Here is a 25567-nt window from a genome sequence, read left to right as displayed (position 1 = left end):
AGTTCTAAGGGCGACGTTTCAGACGCATCCATCGTCGTCCCGGCGTTCGCCGGGACGACTCAAAGATCGATCTTCGCATCAAGCGGGCCGGAGCATCTCCGGCCCGCTTTGTTTTTCGGCGAACGACCGCGAGGGTGCATGGGTAACCAACCCGAAAGGAAGTTTCGATAATTGATGGGACGAATCCGCGCAGAAGCGCGGCTTGCCCCGGAGCCCATCGTGAAGCTGCTGAACAATTTGCCGATCACCGCCAAGCTCGCAATTCTTGTCGGTGTGACCCTGCTTGGCCTCAGTGCCGCCGGTCTGTATTCCGCCTACATGATGCAACGGGAAATGATGAGCGCGCGCGAGGCGCAGACCCACGCGCTGGTGGAAACCGCGCGCAACGCTGCGATCGGGCTACAGAAGCAGGTCGAAGCCGGAAAAATGACCAAGGACGCGGCCATCGCGGAGTTTGCCCGCTTTGCCCGCACGATGACCTACGACAAGGGCGACGGCTACATGTTCGTCTACGGCATGGACGGCATGACCATCGCGACGCCGGATCCCAAACAGATCGGCACCATTCGCCTCGACATCGAAACCAACGGCCGCAAGCTGGCGCGCGAACTGCGCGACGGCGTCGCGGCCAAGGGCGACGTCACCCTCCGCTATGAATACTACAAGCCCGGCGAGGAAAAGCCGATCCGCAAGCTCTCCTATGCGGTGGCTATTCCGGGCTGGAACATGTTCGTCGGCACCGGCGTTTATCTCGACGATCTTGACGCCAAGCTGATGCCCATCATCATGGCGCTCGGTGCAGCCATTCTGGGGATCGGTGTGTTTTCCGGAGCCGTGGCCTGGATCATCGGCCGCAGCATCACCCGTCCGCTCGGCCTGCTTGGCGCCCGGATGCAGACACTGGCCGATGGCCAGCTCGATGACGAGATTCCGGGCAGCGGCCGCCGCGACGAAATCGGCGCGATGGCGTCGACCGTGCAGGTCTTCAAGGACAACGCGCTGCGGATTCGCGGCCTCGAGCAGATGGAAGCCGAAGCCGGAAAGCGCACGGCTGCGGAGCGGCGGGCGGCCATGAACAGCATCGCCAGCGATTTCGAGAATAGCGTCAACGGCATCGTGCGGTCGGTGGCGGCGTCGGCGGCGGGCATGCAGGTCACCGCGGAATCCATGACGGCATCCGCCAGCGACGCAAGCGCCCGCGCGGCCACGGTCGGCTCGGCGTCGGAGCGGGCGTCGGACAACGTCGGTACTGTCGCGGCTGCTGCGGAAGAACTGTCAAGTTCGGTCGCGGAAATTGCGCGTCAGGTCAACCAGTCCAACGAGATCGCCAGCAAGGCCGTCGGTGACGCCGAGCGCACCAACGCGACGGTCCGGGTTCTGTCCAGCGGCGCCGAGAAGATCGGCGAAGTGGTGCAACTCATTCACTCCATCGCGGCGCAGACCAACCTGCTTGCGTTAAACGCGACCATCGAGGCCGCGCGCGCGGGCGAGGCGGGACGCGGCTTTGCAGTGGTCGCCTCCGAGGTCAAGGCGCTGGCCAACCAGACCGCCAAGGCCACCGAGGAAATCTCCGCTCAGGTTGCGGCCATGCAGGCCACGACGAATGACGCGGTGGTGTCCATCGGCGGCATCACCGAGACGATCGCGCGGATGAGCGAGATCACCATGAACATCTCCAGCGCGGTCGAGGAGCAGGGCGCGGCGACGCGCGAGATCGCGCGCAACATCCAGTCGGTAGCGGCGGGATCGAACGAGATCAGCGATCACATTGGCGGCGTCAGCGCGGCTGCGGCCGCGACCGGCACGGCGGCGTCGGATGTTCTGTCCAGCGCGCGCGATCTCGACCAGCAGTCGGGCATGCTGCGCTCGGCAGTGGATGAGTTCCTGGGCAAGGTGCGGGCGGCTTAAGACTCAGCGCGTATATCGCTACATCAAGGTGTCGTCCCCGCGAAAGCGGGGACCCACGCTTCCTAAGAAACTCCGGAGATGGCAAGGTCAGACAGATCGGGCCATTCCGGATTGTCCTTTTCGATTAGCTCGATTTTCCAGGCCCTGTTCCATTTCTTGAGCTGTTTCTCCCGGCGGATTGCATCCGACGCGTGTCGTAGCCTTCAACGTACACAAGACGGTCAACAGCGTAGCGTTGCGCGAATTCTGATCCGCGGTCGAGAAAGCCGCAGAGCAAGATTGTTCGTGATGCCGATATAGAGTGCCGTTCGGCCGGCTCGCAAGAATGTAAACGTGATACGTCACACTCATTCAATCGCCCGAACTTTCTTTTGAGCAATGGGTCCCCGCTTTCGCGGGGACGACACTGTGGGTGTTCAGCTCACTGCTTCTCGATCTTGGCTTCCCTGATCAGCTTCTCCCAGACCACGAGCTGTTCTTTCAGGAACGCATCGAAGCTTTCCGGCGTGCCCGAGAAGGCTTCCATGCCGCGCTCGGCGAGTTCCTTCTTGATGTCGGGCCGCTCCACGACCTTGCGGATTTCCGCGTTCAGCTTCGTGACGATGTCCTTCGGCATGCCGGCTGGGCCGAGATAGCCCTGCCACGACGTGATGTCGAAGCCCTTCACCGTTTGATCCATCGTCGGCAGATCGGGCAGCAGCGCGGAGCGCTTCACGGTCGTGACCGCCAGCGCCTTCAGCACCTTGCCGTTGACATGCGGCAGGCCGGTCGGAACATCGACGAACATCATGGAGACGCGGCCCGCGATCACGTCGGTCAGCGCCGGCGGTGAACTCTTGTAGGGAACGTGAAGAAGGTCGATCCCGGCCAAGGTCGCAAACGTAGCGCCTGAAACGATCGCCGATGAGCTGCCGCTGGCATAGGAGTATTTGCCGGGATCCTTCTTCGCCAGCGCGATCAGTTCGGCGACGGAGTTGGCCGGAATGTCCGGATTGATGACGAGCATGAACGGCAGATCGCCGGTTCGCGCGATCGGCGTGAAATCCTTGATCGGATCGTAAGTCATGTTCTTCAAGAGATACGGATTGGCCGAGTGCGACGTGTTGGTCGTCACGAACAGCGTGTAGCCGTCCGGCGCGGAGCGCGCGACATAGCTCGCTGCGATCGATCCGTTGGCGCCGGGCTTGTTGTCGATCACGATGCCGACGCCGAGTGCGGTGCCGATCTCCTTGGAAATGATGCGCGTCATGCTGTCGGTGCCGCTGCCGGCCGCGAACGGCAGCACCAGCGTGATGTTCTTGTTCGGGTAACCGGCGTTCTGCGCCAGCGAGGCGCCGCCTGTCAGTGTGCCCGCGAGTGCAAGCGCGGCGGCGATCGATACCGCCGTCCTTTTCGATGTGGCCATTCCGTCGTCTCCGCCCTGTTCGTTTTTTTGACGCGTGGACCGTCAGGCAAACGGCCTGCGGCGCCGCCGCGTCAGACTGCGCGAAGTCGGGAGGAAATGCGAGGGGTGCGCGCCACGTTGCGGCGCATCAAATCAGGGTCTGGAAACCGGCGTCCGTGCCGAGCCTTTGCGGGACGCGGTGAAAATACCCACCAGCACCAGCGCGTAACCGGCCAGATGGAACAGCTCCAGCTTTTCGCCTAGCAGGAGGATCGCCATCGCCGAGCCGAACACCGGCACCAGATGGAAGAAGGGCGCGGCGCGGTTGGGGCCGATCAGTTCGATGCCGCGATTGAAGAAAATATAGGCCAGCGTCGAGGGAAAGATCACGACGAAGACCAGTGTGGACACGGTGAGAGTGTCGAATTTCAAGAGGTCGCCGCTGGAAATCTCCCACCCCACCAGAGGAATGAGCATCACGGCGCCGGTGCCGGTGGTGAAAGCGATCAGCGACAGCGGATTGATCTTCGGACGTTTCGGCATCAGGGCGGAATACAGTCCAAACACGAACAGCGCGCCGGCGAAACTGATGTCACCTGAATTGACCTGGATCGCCGCCAGCGCGGCGAGATCCCCGCGCAGGATGATGACGAGCACGCCGAGCAACGAGACGAGGATGCCGCCAGCCTGCATCCATGACAGCCGCACGCCGAACAGCATCAACGACCACAGCGCCACGAACAGCGGTCCCGACGACTGGATCAGCAGCGCGTTCAGCGCCTGCGTGTGCTGGAGGCCCCAATAGGACAGCGCATTGTTGAAGGCGAAGCCGGTGAGAGCCAGCATCAGCAGCAGCGGAAGGTGCCGGCGTATGGTCGGCCAGTCGCGTTGCATGTGAGACCATGCGAACGGCGCGACAACCAGGAATGTTCCGGCCCAGCGCAGGAACGTCAGCGCAAACGGCGGGACGTGACCCGCCACGTATCGCCCAAGCACGATGTTCGCTGCCCAGAACAGCGCCATCAGACTGAGCATCAGATAGGGCTGATTGACCAGCCAGGAAACGAGCGACGGCTTGCGCAAGGGCGGATCGGCAATGGTCATGGGTCTTTGGGAAAGAGGACATGCCAAGTTGTGCCGATATCCACGGCGTTCACAACCGCCAATCCCGGATTGCTACCTTGCGCTGCGCGGGCATCGCGCGGTGTTTTCACCGCTTTCTGCGGGCGAAAGAGGTATCAGATCGCGTCCGGCGCGGACATGCGGACTGTCGCTGGCAACCAGTTCGGCCGTTCAGCCCTAGCCGACGTGCACTTTCGTGTGTTTGAATAATCGGGATCGCCTGAACGCAAAGGCAAGCGCCATGGACAAGCTCAGCTTCCACAATCCGCTTTTCAATGCCTATGCGATCGCGGCCTGCATCATGATTCTGAAAGCCGTCATGATGTCGTGGCTGACGGTGGTTCGGATGATGCAGGTCAACGGCGGGTTTCGCTCGCCGGAGGACATCAGGAAGACGACTCTCAATCCCAATCCAAGCGCCGAACAACTGGCGCCCAATGAATACGTGGATCGCATCCGCCGAATTCAGTTGAACGATCTCGAAAATCTGCCGTTCTTCCTGGTTGCCGGATTTCTCTTCATCCTGACCGAGCCATCGATAACGCTCGCCCAATGGCTGCTGTACGGCTACGTCGTTTCGCGGCTGCTGCATTTTGCTGCCTACTTCACGGCAAGAACTCACGACACGCGCGCAACGCTTTGGACGATCGGCTCCCTGATTCTCATCTTTATGAGTTGCTGGACGCTTTTTGTTGCGTTCCGTCAGTGACGTCCGAACTGCGGCAGCGCCCGCAGCTATCGCATGCTAGCGGGCGTTGGCGCGGCCGGCTGCGCTGAAGCCCGCCGCGCGGCGATGAAGACGCCCACCAGCACCAGTGCGTAACCCGCCAGATGAAACAGCTGCAGACGTTCGCCGAGGAAGGCGATGGCCATGGCCGATCCGAACATTGGAATCAGATGAAAGAACGGTGCCGCGCGGTTGGCACCGATCAGCTCAACGCCGCGGTTGAAGCACAGATACGCCACGATCGAGGGGAAGATCGTGAGATAGACCAGCACCGCGAGATTGTGCGGCGTGAACTGCACCACCGGGCGGGTCGACAGTTCCCATATGAACATCGGAATCAGGCACGCCGCGCCGCAGCCGAAGGTGAATATAAGAAACGACAGGTTGTGAATCGCGGGCCGCTTGACCGACAGCGCTGAGTAGAATCCGAAGATAGCCAGCGCCACGAGATAGATCAGGTCGCCCTTGTTCAGGTTGATCTGCGACAGTGCGTCGAGGTCGCCCCGCAGCAGGATCACCAGCACGCCGCAAAGCGAGATCACGATGCCGATCGCCTGCGCCGCGGTCAGCCGGACGCCGAGCAACAGCAGCGACCAGATCGCCACGAACAGCGGCCCTGACGATTGCATCAGCAGCGCGTTCAGCGCCTCGGTATATTCCAGCGCCACGTATTGCATGACGTTGAAGATGCTGATGCCGGTCACCGAGAGCACCACCATCGTGCCGAAGCGTTCGCGAATGGCGGGCCAGTCGCGGACGAGATGCGGCCATGCGAACGGCAGCACGATCAGGAAGGCGAGCGTCCAGCGCAGGATGGACAATGTGACCGGCAGAAATTGGCCCGCGACGGCGCGGCCGAGCACGGCGTTGCTCGCCCAGAACAGCGGCGTCAGGGTCAGCAGCAGGTATGGCCTGTTCATGAGCCATGATGTGGCGGATGGCGGGGCGGGAGCGTTCATGTCGATGGCGGATTATGGGCTTTGCAAGGAAGGCGGGGGCGGGCCGGAATTATTCGGGGATATCAATGATTTGCACCCCATTCAGCGCCCCCGTCAACGCCCGTTGGCGCTTGCGTCCCATGCGCGCATCCGTTATCCGGTGACATGCCTCGCAAGCGCGCACCCTGCTGCAAGGCGCTGGAATTCCGGCGGATTTGCGGGTTGCGGGAGATTGTCTGGAAATGGCCAATGTTGTCGTCGTCGGCGCCCAGTGGGGCGACGAAGGGAAGGGCAAGATCGTCGACTGGTTGTCGGAGCAGGCGGACATCGTCGTTCGCTTTCAGGGCGGCCACAATGCCGGCCATACGCTCGTCATCAACGGCAAGACCTACAAGCTCGCGCTGCTGCCCTCGGGCGTGCTGCGGCCGTCGAAGCTGTCGGTGATCGGCAATGGCGTGGTGTTCGACCCGCAGGCCTTTCTCGCCGAACTCGACAAGCTGCGTGCGCAGGACGTCTCGATCACGCGCGACAATCTGCGCGTCGCCGAGAACGTCACGCTGATTTTGCCGCTGCATCGCGAACTGGATTCGGTGCGCGAGAACGCCAGCAAGGCGACTGCCATCGGCACCACCCAGCGCGGCATCGGCCCTGCTTATGAGGACAAGGTCGGCCGCCGCGCGATCCGGCTGATGGACCTCGCCGATCCGCAGACATTGCCGCACAAGATCGATCGTCTGCTCGCGCATCACAACGCGCTGCGCCGCGGCCTCTCGCTGCCGGAGATCGATGGCGCGGAAGTCCTGAAAGACCTGATGGCGATTGCGCCGCAGGTGCTGCCGTTCGCGGATTCGGTCTGGAATCTGCTCGACCACAAGCGCCGTGAAGGCAAGCGCATCCTGTTCGAGGGTGCGCAGGGCGCGCTGCTTGATGTCGATCACGGCACCTATCCCTACGTGACCTCATCCAACACCGTGGCGGCGCAGGCCGCGACCGGCACCGGCATGGGACCCAGCTCGGTCGGTTATGTGCTCGGCATCTGCAAGGCCTATACGACGCGTGTCGGGCAAGGGCCGTTCCCCACCGAACTCACCAACGAGATCGGCGAACTGATCGGCCAGCGCGGCAAGGAGTTCGGCGTCAACACCGGGCGCAAGCGCCGCTGCGGCTGGTTCGATGCCGTGCTGGTGCGGCAGACCGCCCGGACCTGTGGCATCCATGGTCTCGCGCTCACCAAGCTCGACATCCTCGACGGCTTCGACGAGATCCAGGTCTGTGTCGGCTACACGCTCGACGGCAAGGAGATCGATCACCTTCCCGCCGGCGAGGGCGCGCAGGCGCGCGTCGTGCCGATCTACGAGACCATTGAGGGCTGGAAAGAGCCGACCGCCAATGCCCGCTCGTGGGCGGATTTGCCGGCGCAGGCGATCAAGTACGTTCGGCGGGTCGAGGAACTTGTCGGCTGCCCAATCGCGCTGCTTTCCACCAGCCCTGAACGCGAGGATACTATCCTCGTGCAAAACCCATTCGAGGCTTGAACAAAACATGGCCTGTCATGTGTGGACTGTGTTCTGTTAATTGACGTTTTTTAATTACAGGGTTCGCTGAGAATCCTGCAAACTGGACCAGGATGGCTGATTACTACCCGCTCATAGCCCGCGCCATATCCGGACTGGACCCCAGTGCTCCCGGCGAGCAGCGCCGTGCGCTCTATGAGCGTGCACGGACGGCGCTGATCTCCCAGTTGCGCAGCGTGCAGCCCGCGCTGAGCGAAGCCGAGATCACGCGCGAGCGTCTTGCGCTTGAGGATGCGGTTCGCAGGGTGGAGGCCGATGCCGCCCGGCGCGCCGCCGCCCATCAGGCCGCATCGCAGGATGCGCAGCGCGACCAGGCCGCAGCGGACCGGTCGCCAGCCGGTCCACCATCATCGTCTCAATCCAGAGCGCCTGTCCCGGCTGGCCGCCGGGATGGTCCGCGTCCCGGCGATGCGCTGCGCGAAAGCGCGCGCAACGCGCGAACCGCCAACACTTCGCCGGCCCCCGGCCGCGACCGGCCGCCCGGGCTCAACGGCGGTCCGGCCGGTGCATCCGCAGGGCCTGAGCCCCGCCCGCCACGTAATCTGCGCGGCGATCAGCCGCCGCCACTGACACGGGCGCAGCCTCCGGTTCCGCCGGGTCTGCCGTCATCGATGCGCGACGTGCGGGCGCGCGATCAGCGCTCCGACGACACCCGGATGCTGGATGACTTCACGCGGGACGCGCGTGCGGGACGCCGCCCACCTCAGGGATCGGGACTGCGCGACGTGGTCGCGGATGCCAACGATCTTGGCAGCGCCACCCGTTCGGCGCGGCGGAGCTATGCCCAGCATGAAGCCGACGGCCGTGGACCTTCGGCCTACATCGACGATGCCGACGAGGCGGGGCGGTATCAGCCGACCGACCGTCCGCGCGCGCGCATCAACACGCGCGATGAGCCCGAGAAAAAAAGAGGCGGCTTTCCGCTCAAGACCGCCATCGCGGTCTGCATTGCCGTTATCGCCATCGGCGGCGCTGTCTGGGGCGGACCGAAAGCCCTGTCGCTGTTCCGGTCGCTGACCAAGCCCGCGCCGCAGGTCACGGACACGGCGCCGAAGGATGCCTCCGGCACACGGCCGAAGATCACCGACCGGGTGGGACAGCCGGGCGCAACGCAGATCGCGCCGGTGGCGCAGCGCGTCGTGCTCTATGACGAAGATCCGTCTGCGCCGCAGGGCAAGCAGTATGTCGGCTCGGTGATCTGGCGCACCGAAGCGGTCAAGGTGCCCGCCGGCCAGCCGCCCGACATCGGCGTGCGCGCCGACATCGACATCCCCGAGCGGAAGTTCAAGATGTCGCTCTCGATCCGGCGCAACACCGACGCTTCGCTGCCCGCGAGCCATACCGCCGAACTGACATTCGTGCTGCCGCCGGACTACGGCACCACCGTCGCCAACGTGCCCGGCGTGCTGATGAAGTCCAACGAGCAGGCGCGCGGCACGCCGCTGGCGGGTCTGGCGGTCAAGGTCACAGACGGGTTCTTTTTGGTTGGGCTGTCGAATGTCGACGCCGACAAGTCGCGCAACCTGCAGCTTTTGAAAGAGCGGTCATGGTTCGATATTCCGCTGGTCTATGCCAATCAGCGCCGCTCCATCATCGCCATCGAGAAGGGCGCGCCGGGCGAACGCGCGTTCAACGAAGCGTTCACGGCCTGGGGGCAGTAACTTCATGAAGATAACACTCGCCGGCTCGCGCCATTTCGGTGTGGAGACGCTGAACATGATGCGCGGTCATGGCATCGAGGTGATCCGCGTCGTGGTGGCGGACGGAGAGGACCGGCTCGCAGCCGCGGCCCGCGCGGCGGGCATCGAGGTCGTGGTGCAGGCGAAGCCGAAACTGATCGTCGCATCTGAAATCGCGCCCGACACCGATCTGATCGTGACCGCGCATAGCCACGCGCTTGTCAGCCAGGAGGCGCTGAAGGCCTCGAAGCACGGCGGCATCGGGTATCATCCCTCGCTGCTGCCGCGTCATCGCGGCATCGCCGCGATCGAATGGACCATCAAGGAAGGCGACCCGATCGCGGGCGGCACGATCTATCATCTCTCCGAACGGCTCGACGCGGGCGCCATCGCTGCGCAGGACTGGGTGTTCGTGAAGAAGAACGAGACCGCGCGGGAATTATGGGAGCGGGCGCTGGCGCCGCTCGGCTTGCGGCTGCTCGCGCAGGTGATCGATCAGGCCAAGACCAGCGGCAACCTGCCGTCGATGCCGCAGGATGAGCAGTTCGCCACCAACGCGCCAAGGCTTGATGTTGAAAAACGGCTTGATGTGGAAAAGCCGCACGCCGCGGCGAAGAGCGCAGCGTCGTAGATATTATCTGGATCTTTTGTATCGACGACTGCCGAACTGGCAGTTTCTCTCAGGCGTCATTGCCGGGCTTGACCCGGCAATCCATCGTCTTCGCAAAATGCTCTTTTCAAGGAAGTCGTGGATCACCGGGGGGCAAGCCCGGTGATGACATTTGTTGGCATTGCGGATTCAATAAACATCCTTGCAATCGTAGCCAAGGATCACGCCGCCCGCGTCTCGCCGACCCGCACGGCGCGCGACACCAGATCGGTCGCGTCGGTCACACCGCCGGCAGCCTCGCGCACGATGGTCTGCGCCATCTTCGCTTTCGTCGCCGGCGTGCGATTTTCCACCGCGATGTTTTCCACCGCGATGTCGAGAATGCGCCTGAGCGTGGCGACGTAATCCGGATCGAATTTTTCTGCGAGATTTTCCCGGGCGTTTCCTTGGAGGTTTTTCTGCGGATGGATGACCATGTACTTTTCCTCTTTCGGTATTTCATCGCGCGATTGCGAAGCGTGGGATGTCGCCGCGATTGCGCGCTTGGTGAGCGGGCGGAACATGCCGCCGCAATGGGGCAGATGTGAGTCAGCGGGACGAATTGCACCCTGCATACGGCGATGTGAAATTGGAAAAGCTCCAGTCACATTTCTTTCAAGAATGCAGCGCTGCCGCGGCGCAATTTGATCGGAGCGAGCGAGAATCGCACCACATCTTGTGTCCATCGATGGACAATCCGCGCGCCGAGAGGCATGATTTCACACCGTCGACATAAGAGTAAACGCAAACGCACGCAAATTTTACGACAGCCCGTTGCGTCAGGATTTCATGACAGATTTTTCATGTGGAAAGTGACCGGCGATGTTCCCGAAAACCTTCTCCCGAACGGCCTTTGCGCTGCTGGCTTTTGCCATACTGGCTTTTACAGCAGTCTTGGGGCCGCTGGCCGCGGAATATGTCGTGCCGAGCAAGCCGTTCCTTGAGAAGAACGGATTTGATCTGCGTTCGGCGGGATTCAGCATTCGCCTGGCCAACGATCCCGCGAGCCAGCGCGCGCTGAAGGCGCTGCCGCCGCATCGCTTCGTGATTCACACCAAAGCGGGCGGCGTGCCGCGTTACGTCTACGCCGATCCGGGCGTGTGCAATTGTATTTTCAGCGGCACGCGCGACAACTACAAATCCTATCTCGAGATTCTTCGCCAGCCGATCCCCGGCGTCGCCGACGTCTCGCCGGATTACAAGACGCAAGCCAGCGCGCTGCTGATGGACGAGCCCGCTTATTTCGGCGTGCTCGACAACGACGACACCATGTCCGACTATTTCAGGGATTATCTCTAGAGCCTTCCGGCGTTATGCTTTGACGCGTTTTCTTCACGCGAACCGGTGCCCACTTCGCTTGAAAACGCTATGGCTGCGCATTCTTGTGCGTCGCCACACAATGGCTGCGCCGATTGTGCACTTGTGACCTCAGGATTTTGTTTGTTACGTTTCCGGTGTTGTCCATCAACACATGCTGACCGCGCGCCAAGTCGCGGCAGCCGGGAGGTAACGAGATGACGTCACGACGCGCCGCGATCGGTTTGATCGCGATGAGCTTTGCTGCATGTTTATCGATTGTCGGCGCTGCGGCGCAGGATTACCCCACGCGCCCTGTGCGCTGGGTGGTTGGTTATCCGCCCGGCGGCGCGACGGATATTCTCGCTCGCCTGGTTGGCCAACGGCTGTCCGAACGTCTGGGACAGCAGTTCGTCATCGAGAACAAGCCGGGTGCGGGCAACAATGTCGGCACCGAAGCGGTGGTGAACGCCGATCCGGATGGCTACACGGTCCTGCTCGTCAATCCCGCCAACGGGATCAACGCGTCGCTCTATGCGAAACTGAGTTTCAATTTCATCCGCGACATCGCGCCGGTCGCGGGCCTTGCGCGGGTGCCGAACGTCATGATCGTACCGCCGGATTTCCCTGCGAAGACGGTGGCCGAATTCATTGCCTATGCGAAGGCCAATCCCGGCAAGGTCAACATGGCCTCAAGCGGCAACGGCACATCGATTCATCTGTCCGGCGAATTGTTCAAGGCCATGACCGGCGTCGAGATGCAGCACATTCCCTATCGCGGCTCCGCGCCCGCGATCACGGACATGCTCTCGGGCCGCGTGCAGGTGATGTTCGACAACATGCCTTCGGCGATCTCGCACATCAGGGCGGGAACGCTGCGCGCGCTTGCGGTGACGACGACCTCGCGTTCGGCTGAATTGCCCGACGTTCCCACCGTGGGCGACACCGTGAAGGGCTACGAGGCCAGCGCGTGGTTCGGTATGGGAGCGCCCGCCAAGACGCCGAAGGACATCATCGCCAAGCTCAACAAGGAGATCAACGCGGTCCTTGCGGAGCCCGAGATGAAGAAGAAGATCGCGGAAATGGGCGGCGTCACGCTGGTCGGCACGCCGGAAGACTTCGGCAAGATCATCGTCTCCGAAACCGACAAGTGGGAGAAGGTGGTGAAGTTCGCCGGGGCGAGGGTGGATTAGGTTTCGAGGCCGAGCCGCTTCACATCGAGAACCTGAGGCGCTCGACGTCATTGCGAGCGCAGCGAAGCAATCCAGCTTGAAAAGCAAGAACTGGATTGCTTCGTCGCTACGCTCCTCGCAATGACGGACGCGCTTAACGCAAATATTGCGTCATTCTCCGGTCATCCCGCGAAAGCGGGGATCCATTCTTTGCTCAAGCCATGAAGCCGCAGTCTTGAAGACCGGTCCCCGCTTTCGCGGACGACATTGTGGGGGATGCGTCGTCATTCGCGGACGTCCTAACTGAGCGTCGCGTGCGAAAAGCCCGCAGGTTCTTCGCCGGATCACTTGATCCCCGCCGCCTTGACGAGCGCTGCGCTCGCAATGGTTTCGCGCGCGACCAGCGCGTCCATCTCGGCGGGCGTCATCGGCCATGGTTCGACGCCGAGTTTCTTGAGGCCGGCCTGCATGTCAGGCGTCGCCAGCACCCTGGTGCCCGTTGCATGGAGCTTGTCGACGACCTCCTTCGGCGTTTTCGACGGCACGAACACGCCGAACCAGATCGCGCTGTCGGCGTCCTTGAGGCCGATGTCCGGCGGCGAAGGCACGTCGGGCAGATCGGCGACGCGCTTCGGTGTCGAAACAAGCAGCGCGCGCACCTGGCCGCTCTGGATCAGCGGCAGCGCCGTCGCCAGCGGGCAGAAATAGAAATCGATGCGGCCGCCGAGAATGTCGGTGATCGCCTCCGCGCCGCCGCGGTAGGGAATGTGGGTCGCATTGAGTCCGGCGGCGAGGCGGAATTTTTCGGCGCTGATGTGAGTTGCGCTGCCGATGCCGACCGAACCGAAATTGATGGACGCGTCTGCCTTCTTCGCGGCCTCGATGAATTCCTGCGCCGTCTTCCACGGCTTCGACGGCGACGTGATCATGACGTTCGCGCTGTAGCCGATCATCAGCACCGACGACAGGTCCCTGGTGGCGTCGTAGGTGAGATCCGTGAAAATCGCCGGGGCGATGGTGATCGCGGAGGAATGCGCCAGGATCGCATAGCCGTCCGGATCCGAGCGGACGACAGAGGCGGTTCCGACCGTGCCTCCGGCGCCGGCGCGGTTTTCAACGACGATCGGCTGCCCCAGTTCGGTGGTGAGACGATCGAACAACATGCGCGGCACCACGTCCGTCGCGCTCCCTGCGCCGAAGGGGATGGTGGCCTTGATCAGTTTCGACGGCCATGTCTGTGCGGCGGCTGATGCGGATATGAGCAGGCACGCGAAAATCGTCAGCCGTTGCAGGGTCGTTCGCATGGGTTGCCCTCGTTGCATCTTTGCGCCGTGCATTCTGCACCGGCCTGCCGGGGGCATTGCAAGAATTATTCCGCAGAGGGGACAAATGCGGGTCGCTTTCGGCAACAAAAAAGCCGGCCCGAAGGTCGGCTTTTTAATTCGTGATGCGCGGGACGTCTTTACCGACGCATGATCCGATCCGAAAACCGGTTCCCACTTTTGGGGATCATGCGTTAGTACGCCGCTTCCATCGCCGCGTGTTCGGCGCGGGCGATGGTGGTCTTCACCGCCGCCTGCACCTTCTCGAACGCGCGGACCTCGATCTGCCGCACGCGCTCGCGCGACACGCCGAATTCGGCGGCGAGGTCTTCCAGCGTCATCGGCTCTTCGGCCAGACGCCGTGCCTCGAAAATGCGGCGCTCGCGGTCGTTGAGCACGCCCATCGCGCCGTTCAGCGCGCTGCGGCGGTGATCGAACTCCTCGTGCTCCGCCATGATGGCTTCCTGGTTGGGCGAGGTATCGACCAGCCAGTCCTGCCATTCGCCGGGTTCGCCGTCGTCACGGATCGGTGCGTTGAGCGACGCATCGCCGCCGAGACGGCGGTTCATGTCGACAACGTCCTGCTCGGTGACGCCGAGGCTCGTCGCGATCTGCTTCACCTGTTCGGGGCGAAGATCGCCCTCTTCAAGTGCGGAGATCTTGCTCTTCGCCTTGCGCAGGTTGAAGAACAGCTTCTTCTGGTTCGCGGTGGTGCCCATTTTCACGAGCGACCACGAACGCAGGATGTATTCCTGGATCGACGCCTTGATCCACCACATCGCGTAGGTGGCCAGGCGGAAGCCCTTTTCGGGCTCGAAACGTTTCACCGCCTGCATCAGGCCGACGTTGCCTTCAGAGACGACTTCCGAAATCGGCAGGCCGTAGCCGCGATAACCCATGGCGATCTTGGCCACGAGCCGCAGATGGCTTGTCACCAGCTGATGCGCCGCGTCGCGGTCGTCATGCTCGCGCCAGCGCTTGGCCAGCATGTACTCCTGCTGCGGCTCCAGCATGGGGAACTTGCGGATTTCGGTCAGGTAGTGAGAAAGGCCGGATTCTCCGTTGAGAACCGGAAGTGTAGCTGCACGGGCCATGTTGCGCCCTCCAGTTTTCACGCCCCCGATAGCGGCGGGCGAGGCAGGCAAGCCGCTGTGTCAAAGCCGGCAGCGCTGCAATGTTCCGCGCGGGGACGATCCCAGCGCAGGTGCAACATACTCCAAAACCCGAGGGGGAGGGAAGAACAAAACGTGGTCACGAAGGCGTGACCCGGGTTAAATGTCTGTAACCATGCGTCTTTTTAGCGCACCATCTTTAGTCTGTGCTACGCAAGGCCGCCTCAAGCAGAACTAAATCCTCCGGCAGGGCCGATTCCCAGTGGAGAATTTCTCCGCTCGAAGGGTGCTCTAACACCAGCAAATATGCATGGAGGGCCTGTCTGCCAAGGGCAGTCAGGGCGGCCTGGCTTTTCGGGCCGAGCTGACGGGCCTTGGTCTTGAAACCGGCGCCGTAAACATCGTCGCCCATCAGGGGATGGCCGAGATGAGCGAGATGGACGCGGATCTGATGGGTGCGTCCCGTCTCGAGCTGGCAGGCCAGCAGGGAGGCCACCGGCTTGGTATCGCGGCCGAGAAACGTCTCGACCGTTTCCCAGTGGGTGATGGCTTCGCGGCCGCCTTGCCGGACCGCCATTTTCTCGCGGGCGTGGGGGTGGCGGTCGATCGGCTCGTTGATGGTGCCGCTTTTGCGGTTCGGCGCGCCCCACGCGAACGCCATATAGCCGCGGCGCATTTCGCCGGTGCGGCCGTGGTCGGCGAACTGCGCCGAAAGCGACTGATGGGCGCGGTCGTTCTTGGCGACCACCATCAGGCCGGTGGTGTCCTTGTCGAGCCGGTGAACGATGCCGGGGCGGCGCACGCCGCCGATGCCGGAAAGGCTTGCGCCGCAGTGAGCGATCAGCGCGTTGACCAGCGTGCCGGTCTCATGCCCCGCCGCCGGATGCACCACGAGGTTCTTCGGCTTGTCGATGACGATGATGTCGTCGTCCTCGAACACGATATTGAGCGGAATGTCCTCGCCTTCGGGCTCGGCCGCGATGGCCGGCGGCACGTCGATTGTGATCGTATCGCCCGCTTTGACATGATAAGCGGGGTCGTGAACCGGGCGAGGGTTGTCTTGGCCAATGCTGACCTGGCCCGCGAGGATCAACGCCTTCAGGCGCGAACGCGACAGGCCGGGACTGCGCACGGCCAGCACGCGGTCCAGCCGTTGCGATCCTTCATCGCCCTCGACCGTGACGGTGTGGAGACCGGAAGTCTCGTCGCGTTCGTTTTCGTCCTGATCGGAAGAGTCTTGCATGTCTGAAACTGTTACGCCTGAAACTGTTGTGCCCGATCCGACACCCGAGCAGGCCGCGCTGATCGCGCGGGTGCGCAGGATGATGTTGATCGCAGGCCTGACCACGGCGATTGGCGTGGGAGCCTTGCTGGTGGCCATCGGCTACCGCCTTTTCCGCGCAGAGGGAAGCGTTCAGGTGACCGATGTGACGGCCACCCTGCCGAAAGGCGCGCGGATTGTCTCCACGGCGGCCTTGGGCGACCGGCTCGCGGTGACCGTCGAGATCGGCGGCGCGACCGAAATCCGCACCTTTGACGCCAAGACCCTGAAGCCGGTGGGGCGGCTCAAATTCGCCAACGAGCCTTAAGCGTTCGCGACGCGCGCGCTGGCCGGCGTTCCATTCGCTCGCGCGTCGGTGGCGGATCGCGCCGCGAAGCGAGCGCATAGTTGGATTTCGCAGGCTCTCAAGCCTTGCAGGTGCGCCGTTTCGAGGTTATTCCCTTCCCCGCGCTTGCTCCCTTCGTCTAGCGGTTAGGACGCGGCCCTCTCAAGGCTGAAACAGGGGTTCGATTCCCCTAGGGAGCGCCAGTGATTTCAAAGACTTGCATGCTATTCTGAATTGAAGCGCTATCGCGTCTTTACACTATTCTCCAACAGCTATTTTTCAGCTCTCGCGAACTGATCTGGCACAAAAATGGACCCGAGCGAGACGATCGAATTACTCGACAAGCTCGAAGCGCTCGGCTTCACCAATCAGGCTTTCTCCAAACTCCACCACTTTAGATTGGTTGGTCGAAATGCCACGATCGGCCGTCATCGCGCTTACTGCGAGGGCACTGCGTCGTTCGCAGCCGACGGCGCAAATGTATTGGTGCAGCGTCGGCTGAAGCTGGTTCTCAATGCTTATCAAGCCGGCGGATTTAGCTCGGGCCGAATAGCGGTTTTTATTGCTCTCGCTGAGGCAGCTTTTTCTGAGATTCTTTCTGAAGTAAGCTAGCTCATCCACCGCCCGAAACCGTCGTTTAACGTTTGACGCCACGGTTCCGCGACCTACAATCCCGTTGCTTGGGGGCGGTAATGAATAAGAGTGGGCTTGCGTTACTCGGCCTGGCTGGGCTTATTTTGTCTGGCTGTATCACCACATCGATGCAGGGATATGCGGATCGCGATTTACCCGCTCGACCCGTACAGCGCATCGTTACTTATGTGGTTGCGCCCATCGCGTTGGCACCAAGTCTGCAAACCAGTATCGCGGAGGAAGCCGGCAAAAACGGTGTTTCATCCGAGGACGCTTATTCGCTGTTGCCGCCGACCCGCACTTACAACGACGCGGACATCCGAAAAATTCTCAACGAGAGCGGAATCGACGCTGTTCTGATTGTTAACGTCGGGGACACTGGCGTGTTGAAAGAATATGCCGGTACTTTTTTTCAGGGCCAGTACTCTGGGACGTCTGACGCAAGCGGCACGATTACACGAAGTGGAAACATTGCGAACGCGTCGCTCTCGGGAAATTCGTCCGGGACGATGACGGGCACGGCCACACCGATCATCAGGCATAGCCGGCAGACGACGTTCAATGCGCGGCTGATCGAGGTTACTACTGCTCGCAATCTTTGGGTTGGATCGGGGCAGGTTAGCGCCGGCGGCAAGCTCTTTGTGGGCAACGGAGCAAACGCATCGCAAACAGCCTCAGCAATTTTCCAGGATTTAAGAATGAAGAAAGTTATCGGTCGAGCATCATAACGCCCAAAGATCGTTACACGGGCGCTTTTGTGTCTCTTCACAATATCAACCCGATTATTGCTCTGCACTCTCACGCAGCGTGCATTGATCGCCTCGCAGCCAGATGATTACATCGCCGCGCTGGGGCACGGCATGTCAGGCCCATTCAAGAAGGAAGCTCAATCACGCAAACGATCATCTGAAAATGATTGGCCGATCAACGGCCGATCCATAGGGAGGAGACGCTTATGACCGATTTCACACCGGATCGCCGATCTCTGCTCAAAGGAAGCGCCGCCACGCTGGCTGCGGCTGCGACCATGTCGGCCGACCAGATGCTCGGCTACGCCAAGGCCTGGGCGCAGACCGCCCAATGGAAGCCGGAGCCCGGCGCCACCATCAACATGCTGCGATGGAAACGCTTTGTGGAGGCCGAGGACGTCGCCTTCATGAAGATCGTCGACGCCTTCCAGAAGGCCACCGGCGTTAAGGTCAACATCTCCAATGAATCGTTCGACGACATTCAGCCGAAAGCATCGGTCGCCGCCAATACCGGGCAGGGCCTCGACATGGTGTGGGGTCTGTATTCGCTGCCGCATCTGTTCCCCGAGAAGTGCACCGACGTCACCGACGTCGCCGAATATCTCGGCAAGAAATACGGCGGCTGGGCGGCTTCGGGCGAGGCTTACGGCAAGCGCGGCAACAAGTGGCTCGGCATTCCGGTGGCCGCGAGCGGCGGCCTTGTGAACTATCGTATCGGCGCCATGCAGAAAGCCGGCCACAAGGAATTCCCGAAGGACCTTGGCGGCTTCCGCGATCTCATCGCGGGCCTGAACAAGAACGGCACGCCTGCGGGCATGGCGCTCGGGCACGCGACGGGCGATGCCAACGGATGGCTCGCATGGTCGCTGTGGGCGCACAACGCCTACACCGTCGACAAGAACAACAAGGTCATCATCAACTCGCCGGAGACGGCGAAGGCGCTGGAATACGTCAAGTCGCTGTACGTGAATTTCATTCCCGGCACGGCATCATGGAACGACAGTTCCAACAACAAGGCGTTTCTGGCCAACCAGCTTCATCTCACGACCAATGGCATCTCGATTTATGTCGCCGCGAAAAAGGAAAATCCCGCCATCGCAGCGGACATGGATCACGCGCATCTGCCGGTCGGGATCAGCGGCCAGCTCCGGGAGCAGCATCTCGGCTTCCCGATCCTGATTTTCAAGTTCACCAAATATCCGCAGGCCTGCAAGGCGTTCACGGCCTTCCTGATGGAAGGACCGCAATTCAACCCGTGGATCGAGGCAGCGGGCGGATACCTGTCGCACTTCCTGCTGGCTTACGACAAGAATCCGATCTGGACCGCCGATCCGAAGAACACGCCGTATCGCGATGTCGCCAAGCTGGCGTCGACGCCCGCGGGCATCGGCACGTTGAACGAGAGCGCCGCGGCCGCCATCTCGGATTTCGTCGTGGTCGATATGTTCGCGAACTACTGCACCGGCCGTGAGGACATCAAGGGCGCGATGGCCGGAGCGGAACGGCAGTTCAAGCGGATCTACCGAGCTTGATGAGAAGCTGACGGTTCCCGCGCGCGGCGATCAAATTGCCGCGCGCGGGAAAAATTCCGTGAGCATCGCTTGCGCTCCTCACGATGACGCCCATTTGCGCGGCACGTCATAAAAAATATGACTGCACAATATCATTTCGACTCAATCGGCAGTCAAACTAGACTGGCCCCACAAGGACTGGCCCGTTACTCCCGCCGGTCCCTCCGCCCTGTCCATGTCCGCAATTTTCCCCGGGCACGACCCTGCGGACACGCGCAATCGATGAGGACATGATGCTCACGTCGCAGCAGTTGAAAAGTCTTTTCCCAGAAGAGAGCCAGCTCAAGGAATGCGGTTTGCCGCCGCCGATTCATCAGCGCGACACGCTGGTGAACGGCGTGCTGGAGAAGTGGACCGGGCCGGTGGAGACGGTGCGTTCGGCGATCTGCGTGCGCAAGTCCGATGGCTCGCTGCAGCAGGTGGAGCTTGGCAGCCATCCCGTCGGCGGCATACCGGACGCGAAGATCGCGCTCGATGCCGCGGTCGCGGCCTACGACAACGGGCGCGGCGAATGGCCGACCATGACGGTCGCGCAACGCATCGACTGCATGCAGGATTTCACCCGGCAGATGGTGGCGCGACGCGAGCAGATCGTAAATCTCATCATGTGGGAGATCGGCAAGACGCTGCCGGACTCGCAGAAGGAATTCGACCGCACCGTCGAATACATCAAGGCGACCATCGAAGCGCTGAAGCGCCTCGACAACGACAACTCCCGCTTCACGGTCGTGGAAGGCACCATCGGGCAAATCCGCCGCACGCCGCTCGGCGTGGTGCTGTGCATGGGGCCGTACAACTACCCGCTCAATGAAACCTTCGCGACGCTGATCCCGGCGCTCATCATGGGCAACACCATGGTGTTCAAGCCGCCGAAGTTCGGCGTGCTGCTGTTTCAGCCGCTGCTCGAAGCGTTCCGCAGCGCGTTTCCGAAGGGCGTCATCAACACGGTCTACGGCAAGGGCTCCGAGGTGGTGCCGATGCTGCTGGAATCCGGCAAGGTTAATGTGCTGACGCTGATCGGCTCCAGCCGGGTTGCCGACCATCTCAAGAAGATGCATCCGAAGGTCAACCGGCTGCGCGCCATTCTCGGGCTCGACGCCAAGAATGCCGCCATCGTGCTGCCGGACGCCGACGTCGAACTCGCGGTGAAGGAATGCCTGCTCGGCTCATTGTCCTTCAACGGCCAGCGCTGCACGGCGCTCAAGATGCTGATCGTGCATCGCTCGATCGTTGATAAATTTCTGGCGCGGTTCACCGAGGAGTTTGGCAAGCTGAAAGCGGGGATGCCATGGGAGAAGGGCGTTACGCTGACGCCGTTGCCCGAACTCGGCAAGGTCGAGCACATGACGCGGCTGGTCGCGGATGCAAAAGACAAGGGCGCCAAGGTCATCAACGAAGGCGGCGGCGTCAGCGAGGGCACGCTGTTCTATCCGGCCGTGGTTTACCCGGTGAAGGAAGGCATGTTGCTGTATCGGGAAGAGCAGTTCGGGCCGATCGTGCCGGTGATGGCGTTCGACGATGTCGACACCGCGCTCGACTACGTCATCACGTCAGAACATGGCCAGCAGGTCTCGATCTTCAGTCAGGATCCGGAAACCATCGGACGGCTGGTCGACCCGTTGGTCAATCAGGTCTGCCGGGTGAACATCAATTGCCAGTGCCAGCGCGGGCCGGACGTTTTCCCTTTCACCGGCCGGAAGGATTCGGCGGAGGGCACGCTGTCGGTCACCGATGCGCTGCGCTCGTTCTCGATCCGCTCGATGATCGCGGCGAAGCAGACCGAAGACTCCAAGCGGCTGCTCGACGACATCGTGCGCGACCACAAGTCGAACTTCATAAATACTGGGTTCATTTTGTAGTCGATACAAAACTCACGGACGGCTGCGCGAGCCGACGTGAGTTCAATCGATGCGATCTCTCAGTTGGATTGGCGCTCCGTCCTGGTAACGAATTTTCAACCAATTCGTGGTTACCAAATAGTAAACCCATTCGGAGTTCGCGCTCATGACCGACCACAACGCCGACGGCGAGATCAAAGACACCGGTGACAAGGCTTCGGGCCATCACGATGAAGCGTCGGTGGTGCCTGAATCCGGCAACGTGGTTCATGAAGTGAAAGCACCTGAAGACGGCGCTCGCACCGCGGTCGCGAAGCAGCCGTCCAAGGAAATCACCCTGCAGCGCCTGACGCCGCACACCTCGTGGGAAGACTATGCCTTCCGCGATGAAGCCACGCATGAGCAGGCAGCCAACGCCGCCGCGTCCGAACCTGTCGCAAGCCGCCGCCTGTCGATGGCGGCCATCGTCGCCATCGCCGCTGCGGTCGGCGCGATTGGCGGCTCGCTCGCGACGGTTGGCGCGGGACACTACTTGAAGAATGATCAGACGGCGGCTGTCGCGGCCTCGGCTTCCACCGCCGCCGCCGAACACGCGCGGACGGTCGACAGCGCCATCGCGAAGATCAACGCCGATATCGCCGCGCTCAAGACGGGCAACGCCGCGCAATCCGCGAAACTCGCGGAACGCATCGATCGTGTCGAAAAGGCTCAGGCCGAGCCTGCCGCGAAACTGGCGAAGCTGAGCGACGCTGTAGAAAAGCTGCGCGCACCCGCACCGGTGGCGGCGGCAACTCCGGCGCCGGAAACCACCGGCTCGATCAAGCCCGCCGCAGCACAGCCCAGCCGGCTTCCGGTTGTCGAAGGCTGGGCGTTGCGTGAAGTGTTCGATGGCACGGCGACGGTGGTCGGTCGTGCAGGAATCTTCGACGTGATTCCCGGCGATCCGCTGCCGGGTGTCGGACGGGTCGATGCGATCCGCAAACAGGACGGCCGCTGGGTGGTCGTCACCAGCCGCGGACTGATCGTCGCGCGCTGACATCGCGGAGCCTTTTGTTTCGACGCGCTTCTTCAGCGGGCCGGCGCCCGGTTTGCTCGAAAAGCGCCGGAAATCCGCGATGTTTAACGCGGTTTGAATGCTAAAATTTGAGCGTTCACTTGAACGGACCAGCATGATCTCGCTGGCATGATGCAGCCTCTGATGAAGAGGAATGAGCATGCCTGCATATCGACTGAGCCCGCGCCTCCGTGTGGTTAACTTTTTCGCTCACGACGTCACTGATGTCGTGGGTCAGGAGCCGCGTCCGGCGAACGACAATAACTGCCCGTTTTGCGGCGGTGTGCTCGAGCCCGGCGACAACCCAGCGGATTGTTCCGGTTCCACGTCCGGCGCGTGGCCGATGATCCCGTTCCCCAAGGGGTGGGGCGCGTCCTGTTAAAGAGAGCCTAGCGCGCGGGAACCGCGCGCCTCTGCCCGGCCAGATACAAAATCAATCCCAGCATGGTTAGCGCGGCCTGTACGACACCGATGGCAAGTGTCGCGCTCGCGATCGAAGCCGTCAGCACGACGCCGATGGCGGCTCCCGCCATCTGAAGGAACCCCAGCAGCGCCGACGCGAGACCCGCCCTGTCGCCGAACGGCTGCAGGGCCGTCGCCGTGACCAGCGGGCTTACCATCCCGAATCCGGTCAGAAAGATCATGACCGGGATGAAATAGCTCCAGATCGAATGATCGGCCCAGTGCGCCAGCAGCAGCACGATGCCGCCGAGCGCCGCGATGCCAAGCCCGATGATGGTCGCGCGGGCATGTCCGAGCCGGACCGCGATGCGCGGCGCCGCCATTCCTGAGGCGAAGACCGCGAATACCGTTGTCGCGAAGAACAACCCGACCTGGATCGGCGAGAAACCCAGTCCGTCGATCAGGATGCGCGGCGACACCGAAAACATCGCGAAGATCGCGCCCATAAAGAGCCCGATGGTTCCGGCCGGCGCGATGAAGCGCAGGTCGGTGATCAATCCCCAGTAGCCGCGCGCGATGGACGCCGGCTGGATCGACACGTTGCCGTCGGCGCGGTGGGTTTCCCCGACATATTTGTAATAGGACGCCGCGACGATCGCGCCGAACAGGCCGACCACGAAGAATTCAGAACGCCATCCGGATGTTGCATCGAGCAGCCCGCCGATCAGCGGCGAGAAACCGGGAGCCGCTGACATCGCGACCATGATGAAGGCCAGCGCGCGGGTCAGGTCTTCGCCGCTCAACAGATCGCGGGCAATGGCGCGCGACAGCACCGACGCGGCGCAGGCGCCCAGCGCCTGAATGGTCCGGCCGACCAGCATCATCGGCAGGGTGGTGGAGAATTCGCACCACACGCTGCCCAGCACGAAGATGCCAAGTCCGAACATCACGGGCTTCCAGCGTCCGAAGCGGTCGGACAGCGGGCCGACGACCAACTGGCCGACGGCGAACACTGCAAGATAAACGCTGATGGTCGACGAGACCGCCGCGGTCGAGACGTTCAGGTCCTTCGCCATCGAGGGCAGGGACGGCAGCAGGATGTTCGTCGCGAACGATCCGACGGCGGCAAGCGCCGCAAGGACAATGATCCGCGCGGACATGGATGATCGCGCCTGGAGTGCGGTCGCGCTGCCGCTGTCGCCGATGTTCTGGATCGTCATTTGGAAATCCTCTTTGCACGCTTTTTATATGACGATCATCATATATCAAAACGGATACTGGCCCCGTCCGGGCAGCCCTCCCATGCGCGGACGCGCAATGAACGGGGCGGACGCGCACGGGCGGCGGGTTCCGGCGCGAGCGGCATCGCCAGCGCGGCTTGGCGCCGCAGGCGCGGCGATCTTGAAATAGGCCAGTGAGTCTCACCATTTAGGAAGGATGATAGTCACGAACCAAACGCGCATCAGGAGGCGGGGATGAGTTATTTCAAGACGGCGGTTCTGCTCGCCGGTCTGACGGCCCTGTTCATGGGCGTCGGTTACTTGATCGGCGGAGCGGGCGGTGCGTTGATTGCGCTGATCGTCGCGGCCGGCACGAACCTGTTCGCCTACTGGAATTCCGATCGCATGGTGCTGTCGATGCACGGCGCGCAGGAGGTCGATGAGCGCACCGCACCGGATTTCGTGCGGCTGGTGGCCGAGCTTGCGGGCCGCGCACAGCTGCCGATGCCGAAGGTCTACCTGATGGACAATCCGCAGCCGAACGCGTTTGCGACCGGGCGCGATCCCCAGCATGCCGCGGTGGCGGCGACGACGGGACTTCTGCAATCGCTGAGCCGCGAGGAACTCGCCGGCGTGATTGCGCACGAACTCGCGCATATCAAGAATCACGACACCCTGATCATGACCATCACCGCGACCATCGCGGGCGCGATCTCGATGATCGCGCAGTTCGGCATGTTCTTCGGCGGCAACCGGGGCAACGGTGGTCCGGGCATCGTCGGCTCGCTGGCGATGATGATCCTTGCGCCGCTGTCGGCGACCATCGTGCAGATGGCGATCAGCCGGACGCGCGAATATTCAGCCGATGATCTGGGCGCGCGCATTTGCGGGCAGCCGATGTGGCTCGCGTCCGCTCTGGTCAAGATCGATAACGCGGCGCATCAGATCCCGAACATGGATGCGGAGCGCAGTCCCGCCACGGCGCATATGTTCATCATTAATCCGCTGTCCGGCATGGGCATGGACAATCTGTTCTCGACCCACCCTTCAACGGAGAACCGTGTGCGGGAATTGCAGCGTCTTGCAGGAGAGATTGGCGCTCGGGGCGGAGCGGCTGCCGCGCCAGCGGGCCCTGCGCGTGGAGCGCGCGGTCCCTGGGGTGGACAGCGCGGCCCGTGGGGCTAAGAGAGCCGAGTCATGAGCCGGGTTCTGTACCCGGCGCGCGCATCGCAGAATAAGCAAAGGTCCGATCCAGCGTTCTGAACCGGACCTCCCTATCAAACCTTGAGATTTTCCGCGGAGGTCTTGCCGCGGTTTGCGACTTCTTCGTACTCGACCGACTGTCCTTCATTGAGCGAAGAAAGTCCCGCCTTCTCAACTGCCGAGATATGAACGAACACGTCCTTGCCGCCATTGCTGGGCTGAATAAAGCCGTAGCCCTTGGTGGGGTTGAACCACTTCACAGTACCTTTAGCCATTCCGTCGTCTCCAGAGGGTAAGACCGATAACAAAGTGTCGAACCCCGCGGGTGGCGTGTCCAACGGCGTGCAGAATACGCGGGAAGCGCGTTTCTTGATAGTGAAAATGGCGGACGCCCTGCCGCACCGGCC

General features: G+C 62.2%; 23 protein-coding genes, 1 tRNA gene and 1 pseudogene. 15 read left to right on the top strand and 10 right to left on the bottom strand.

Annotated features, from left to right (window positions below):
* Window positions 1-219 precede the first annotated feature (219 nt).
* Window positions 220-1908, top strand: coding sequence for a methyl-accepting chemotaxis protein (locus AC1RKJ_RS09095; protein WP_492792688.1), 1689 nt, complete (start codon window positions 220-222; stop codon window positions 1906-1908).
* A 62-nt stretch (window positions 1909-1970) separates the two neighbouring features.
* On the opposite strand, the pseudogene AC1RKJ_RS09090 reads toward AC1RKJ_RS09095, so the two are convergent.
* From AC1RKJ_RS09090 to AC1RKJ_RS09080, 3 genes and pseudogenes are all read right to left on the bottom strand, one after another.
* Window positions 1971-2259: pseudogene (locus tag AC1RKJ_RS09090) on the bottom strand (GIY-YIG nuclease family protein).
* A 70-nt stretch (window positions 2260-2329) separates the two neighbouring features.
* A complete protein-coding gene (locus AC1RKJ_RS09085) occupies window positions 2330-3313 on the bottom strand; it encodes a Bug family tripartite tricarboxylate transporter substrate binding protein (RefSeq protein WP_492790741.1) in 984 nt (327 codons plus the stop codon).
* A gap of 132 nt (window positions 3314-3445) precedes the next feature.
* Entirely contained in the window at window positions 3446-4396 is a 951-nt protein-coding gene (locus tag AC1RKJ_RS09080; protein WP_492790740.1) for a DMT family transporter, read from the bottom strand.
* Window positions 4397-4655: 259 nt separating this feature from the next.
* On the opposite strand from AC1RKJ_RS09080, the gene AC1RKJ_RS09075 reads away from it, so the two are divergent.
* The gene (locus tag AC1RKJ_RS09075; protein ID WP_492790739.1) at window positions 4656-5123 is read left to right on the top strand and encodes an MAPEG family protein; all 468 of its coding nucleotides are present in this window, start codon (window positions 4656-4658) and stop codon (window positions 5121-5123) included.
* A 26-nt stretch (window positions 5124-5149) separates the two neighbouring features.
* On the opposite strand, the gene AC1RKJ_RS09070 is transcribed toward AC1RKJ_RS09075, so the two are convergent.
* Window positions 5150-6061 carry a DMT family transporter gene (locus AC1RKJ_RS09070; RefSeq protein WP_492790738.1) on the bottom strand — a complete coding sequence of 304 codons (912 nt, stop codon included), beginning with the start codon at window positions 6059-6061 and terminating at the stop codon, window positions 5150-5152.
* Between the two features lie 260 nt (window positions 6062-6321).
* Between AC1RKJ_RS09070 and AC1RKJ_RS09065 the strand changes: the two genes are divergently transcribed.
* The 3 genes from AC1RKJ_RS09065 to AC1RKJ_RS09055 all read left to right on the top strand — a co-directional run bounded on the left by AC1RKJ_RS09065 (window position 6322) and on the right by AC1RKJ_RS09055 (window position 9963).
* Window positions 6322-7614, top strand: coding sequence for an adenylosuccinate synthase (locus tag AC1RKJ_RS09065; protein ID WP_492790737.1), 1293 nt, complete (start codon window positions 6322-6324; stop codon window positions 7612-7614).
* A 92-nt stretch (window positions 7615-7706) separates the two neighbouring features.
* Window positions 7707-9314 (top strand): hypothetical protein, encoded by a 1608-nt coding sequence (locus AC1RKJ_RS09060; protein ID WP_492790736.1) that lies wholly within the window; start codon window positions 7707-7709, stop codon window positions 9312-9314.
* Window positions 9315-9318: 4 nt separating this feature from the next.
* Complete coding sequence (locus AC1RKJ_RS09055; protein WP_492790735.1) at window positions 9319-9963, top strand: formyltransferase family protein; 645 nt, start codon at window positions 9319-9321, stop codon at window positions 9961-9963.
* Between the two features lie 200 nt (window positions 9964-10163).
* On the opposite strand, the gene AC1RKJ_RS09050 is transcribed toward AC1RKJ_RS09055, so the two are convergent.
* On the bottom strand, window positions 10164-10418 hold the full coding sequence (locus AC1RKJ_RS09050; protein WP_492792687.1) for a hypothetical protein: 255 nt from the start codon (window positions 10416-10418) through the stop codon (window positions 10164-10166).
* 385 nt (window positions 10419-10803) lie between these two features.
* On the opposite strand from AC1RKJ_RS09050, the gene AC1RKJ_RS09045 reads away from it, so the two are divergent.
* Window positions 10804-11280, top strand: a complete 477-nt coding sequence (locus tag AC1RKJ_RS09045) for a hypothetical protein (protein ID WP_492790734.1) — start codon at window positions 10804-10806, stop codon at window positions 11278-11280.
* Window positions 11281-11495: 215 nt separating this feature from the next.
* Window positions 11496-12470, top strand: coding sequence for a Bug family tripartite tricarboxylate transporter substrate binding protein (locus AC1RKJ_RS09040; protein WP_492790733.1), 975 nt, complete (start codon window positions 11496-11498; stop codon window positions 12468-12470).
* A 323-nt stretch (window positions 12471-12793) separates the two neighbouring features.
* Here AC1RKJ_RS09040 and AC1RKJ_RS09035 read toward each other — a convergent pair whose 3' ends face one another.
* The 3 genes from AC1RKJ_RS09035 to AC1RKJ_RS09025 form a co-directional block, all read right to left on the bottom strand.
* Window positions 12794-13753 carry a Bug family tripartite tricarboxylate transporter substrate binding protein gene (locus AC1RKJ_RS09035; protein ID WP_492790732.1) on the bottom strand — a complete coding sequence of 320 codons (960 nt, stop codon included), beginning with the start codon at window positions 13751-13753 and terminating at the stop codon, window positions 12794-12796.
* 212 nt (window positions 13754-13965) lie between these two features.
* Window positions 13966-14865 (bottom strand): RNA polymerase sigma factor RpoH, encoded by a 900-nt coding sequence (rpoH, locus tag AC1RKJ_RS09030; protein WP_492790731.1) that lies wholly within the window; start codon window positions 14863-14865, stop codon window positions 13966-13968.
* 217 nt (window positions 14866-15082) lie between these two features.
* A complete protein-coding gene (locus tag AC1RKJ_RS09025) occupies window positions 15083-16231 on the bottom strand; it encodes an RluA family pseudouridine synthase (RefSeq protein ID WP_492790730.1) in 1149 nt (382 codons plus the stop codon).
* Here AC1RKJ_RS09025 and AC1RKJ_RS09020 point away from each other — a divergent pair.
* The 7 genes from AC1RKJ_RS09020 to AC1RKJ_RS08990 all read left to right on the top strand — a co-directional run bounded on the left by AC1RKJ_RS09020 (window position 16125) and on the right by AC1RKJ_RS08990 (window position 22317).
* Window positions 16125-16472 carry a hypothetical protein gene (locus AC1RKJ_RS09020; RefSeq protein WP_492790729.1) on the top strand — a complete coding sequence of 116 codons (348 nt, stop codon included), beginning with the start codon at window positions 16125-16127 and terminating at the stop codon, window positions 16470-16472. The two genes, AC1RKJ_RS09025 and AC1RKJ_RS09020, sit on opposite strands and share 107 nt — an antisense overlap.
* Before the next feature lie 146 nt (window positions 16473-16618).
* Window positions 16619-16693 (top strand) — tRNA-Glu (locus AC1RKJ_RS09015).
* 106 nt (window positions 16694-16799) lie between these two features.
* Window positions 16800-17102, top strand: a complete 303-nt coding sequence (locus tag AC1RKJ_RS09010) for a hypothetical protein (protein WP_492790728.1) — start codon at window positions 16800-16802, stop codon at window positions 17100-17102.
* A gap of 80 nt (window positions 17103-17182) precedes the next feature.
* Window positions 17183-17851 (top strand): hypothetical protein, encoded by a 669-nt coding sequence (locus tag AC1RKJ_RS09005; protein ID WP_492790727.1) that lies wholly within the window; start codon window positions 17183-17185, stop codon window positions 17849-17851.
* Between the two features lie 227 nt (window positions 17852-18078).
* Window positions 18079-19404, top strand: a complete 1326-nt coding sequence (locus AC1RKJ_RS09000) for an ABC transporter substrate-binding protein (protein WP_492790726.1) — start codon at window positions 18079-18081, stop codon at window positions 19402-19404.
* Between the two features lie 269 nt (window positions 19405-19673).
* Window positions 19674-21302, top strand: a complete 1629-nt coding sequence (locus AC1RKJ_RS08995) for an NADP-dependent glyceraldehyde-3-phosphate dehydrogenase (RefSeq protein WP_492790725.1) — start codon at window positions 19674-19676, stop codon at window positions 21300-21302.
* Window positions 21303-21447: 145 nt separating this feature from the next.
* Window positions 21448-22317 (top strand): hypothetical protein, encoded by an 870-nt coding sequence (locus AC1RKJ_RS08990; protein ID WP_492790724.1) that lies wholly within the window; start codon window positions 21448-21450, stop codon window positions 22315-22317.
* A 407-nt stretch (window positions 22318-22724) separates the two neighbouring features.
* On the opposite strand, the gene AC1RKJ_RS08985 is transcribed toward AC1RKJ_RS08990, so the two are convergent.
* Complete coding sequence (locus tag AC1RKJ_RS08985; RefSeq protein WP_492790723.1) at window positions 22725-23957, bottom strand: multidrug effflux MFS transporter; 1233 nt, start codon at window positions 23955-23957, stop codon at window positions 22725-22727.
* 255 nt (window positions 23958-24212) lie between these two features.
* Between AC1RKJ_RS08985 and htpX the strand changes: the two genes are divergently transcribed.
* Complete coding sequence (htpX, locus tag AC1RKJ_RS08980) at window positions 24213-25142, top strand: zinc metalloprotease HtpX (RefSeq protein WP_492790722.1); 930 nt, start codon at window positions 24213-24215, stop codon at window positions 25140-25142.
* A 92-nt stretch (window positions 25143-25234) separates the two neighbouring features.
* Here htpX and AC1RKJ_RS08975 read toward each other — a convergent pair whose 3' ends face one another.
* Window positions 25235-25435 carry a cold-shock protein gene (locus AC1RKJ_RS08975; RefSeq protein WP_235098904.1) on the bottom strand — a complete coding sequence of 67 codons (201 nt, stop codon included), beginning with the start codon at window positions 25433-25435 and terminating at the stop codon, window positions 25235-25237.
* Window positions 25436-25567 lie beyond the last annotated feature (132 nt).

Source organism: Afipia sp. GW822-FHT04G07, from assembly GCF_058800765.1.
Note: the sequence above shows the minus strand (reverse complement) of the source record. Positions and strands in the feature narration are given on the sequence as shown.

Coding starts and splice junctions, on each gene's coding strand:
- AC1RKJ_RS09010 (WP_492790728.1), top strand. CDS start 16,800: ATGGACCCGAGCGAGACGATCGAATTACTCGACAAGCTCGAAGCGCTC.
- AC1RKJ_RS08990 (WP_492790724.1), top strand. CDS start 21,448: ATGACCGACCACAACGCCGACGGCGAGATCAAAGACACCGGTGACAAG.
- AC1RKJ_RS09050 (WP_492792687.1), bottom strand. CDS start 10,418: ATGGTCATCCATCCGCAGAAAAACCTCCAAGGAAACGCCCGGGAAAAT.
- AC1RKJ_RS09000 (WP_492790726.1), top strand. CDS start 18,079: ATGACCGATTTCACACCGGATCGCCGATCTCTGCTCAAAGGAAGCGCC.
- AC1RKJ_RS09065 (WP_492790737.1), top strand. CDS start 6,322: ATGGCCAATGTTGTCGTCGTCGGCGCCCAGTGGGGCGACGAAGGGAAG.
- AC1RKJ_RS09060 (WP_492790736.1), top strand. CDS start 7,707: ATGGCTGATTACTACCCGCTCATAGCCCGCGCCATATCCGGACTGGAC.
- AC1RKJ_RS09020 (WP_492790729.1), top strand. CDS start 16,125: ATGTCTGAAACTGTTACGCCTGAAACTGTTGTGCCCGATCCGACACCC.
- AC1RKJ_RS09070 (WP_492790738.1), bottom strand. CDS start 6,061: ATGAACAGGCCATACCTGCTGCTGACCCTGACGCCGCTGTTCTGGGCG.
- AC1RKJ_RS09040 (WP_492790733.1), top strand. CDS start 11,496: ATGACGTCACGACGCGCCGCGATCGGTTTGATCGCGATGAGCTTTGCT.
- AC1RKJ_RS09075 (WP_492790739.1), top strand. CDS start 4,656: ATGGACAAGCTCAGCTTCCACAATCCGCTTTTCAATGCCTATGCGATC.
- AC1RKJ_RS09080 (WP_492790740.1), bottom strand. CDS start 4,396: ATGACCATTGCCGATCCGCCCTTGCGCAAGCCGTCGCTCGTTTCCTGG.
- AC1RKJ_RS09045 (WP_492790734.1), top strand. CDS start 10,804: ATGTTCCCGAAAACCTTCTCCCGAACGGCCTTTGCGCTGCTGGCTTTT.
- AC1RKJ_RS08995 (WP_492790725.1), top strand. CDS start 19,674: ATGATGCTCACGTCGCAGCAGTTGAAAAGTCTTTTCCCAGAAGAGAGC.
- AC1RKJ_RS08975 (WP_235098904.1), bottom strand. CDS start 25,435: ATGGCTAAAGGTACTGTGAAGTGGTTCAACCCCACCAAGGGCTACGGC.
- htpX (WP_492790722.1), top strand. CDS start 24,213: ATGAGTTATTTCAAGACGGCGGTTCTGCTCGCCGGTCTGACGGCCCTG.
- AC1RKJ_RS09005 (WP_492790727.1), top strand. CDS start 17,183: ATGAATAAGAGTGGGCTTGCGTTACTCGGCCTGGCTGGGCTTATTTTG.
- AC1RKJ_RS09055 (WP_492790735.1), top strand. CDS start 9,319: ATGAAGATAACACTCGCCGGCTCGCGCCATTTCGGTGTGGAGACGCTG.
- AC1RKJ_RS09085 (WP_492790741.1), bottom strand. CDS start 3,313: ATGGCCACATCGAAAAGGACGGCGGTATCGATCGCCGCCGCGCTTGCA.
- AC1RKJ_RS09035 (WP_492790732.1), bottom strand. CDS start 13,753: ATGCGAACGACCCTGCAACGGCTGACGATTTTCGCGTGCCTGCTCATA.
- rpoH (WP_492790731.1), bottom strand. CDS start 14,865: ATGGCCCGTGCAGCTACACTTCCGGTTCTCAACGGAGAATCCGGCCTT.
- AC1RKJ_RS08985 (WP_492790723.1), bottom strand. CDS start 23,957: ATGACGATCCAGAACATCGGCGACAGCGGCAGCGCGACCGCACTCCAG.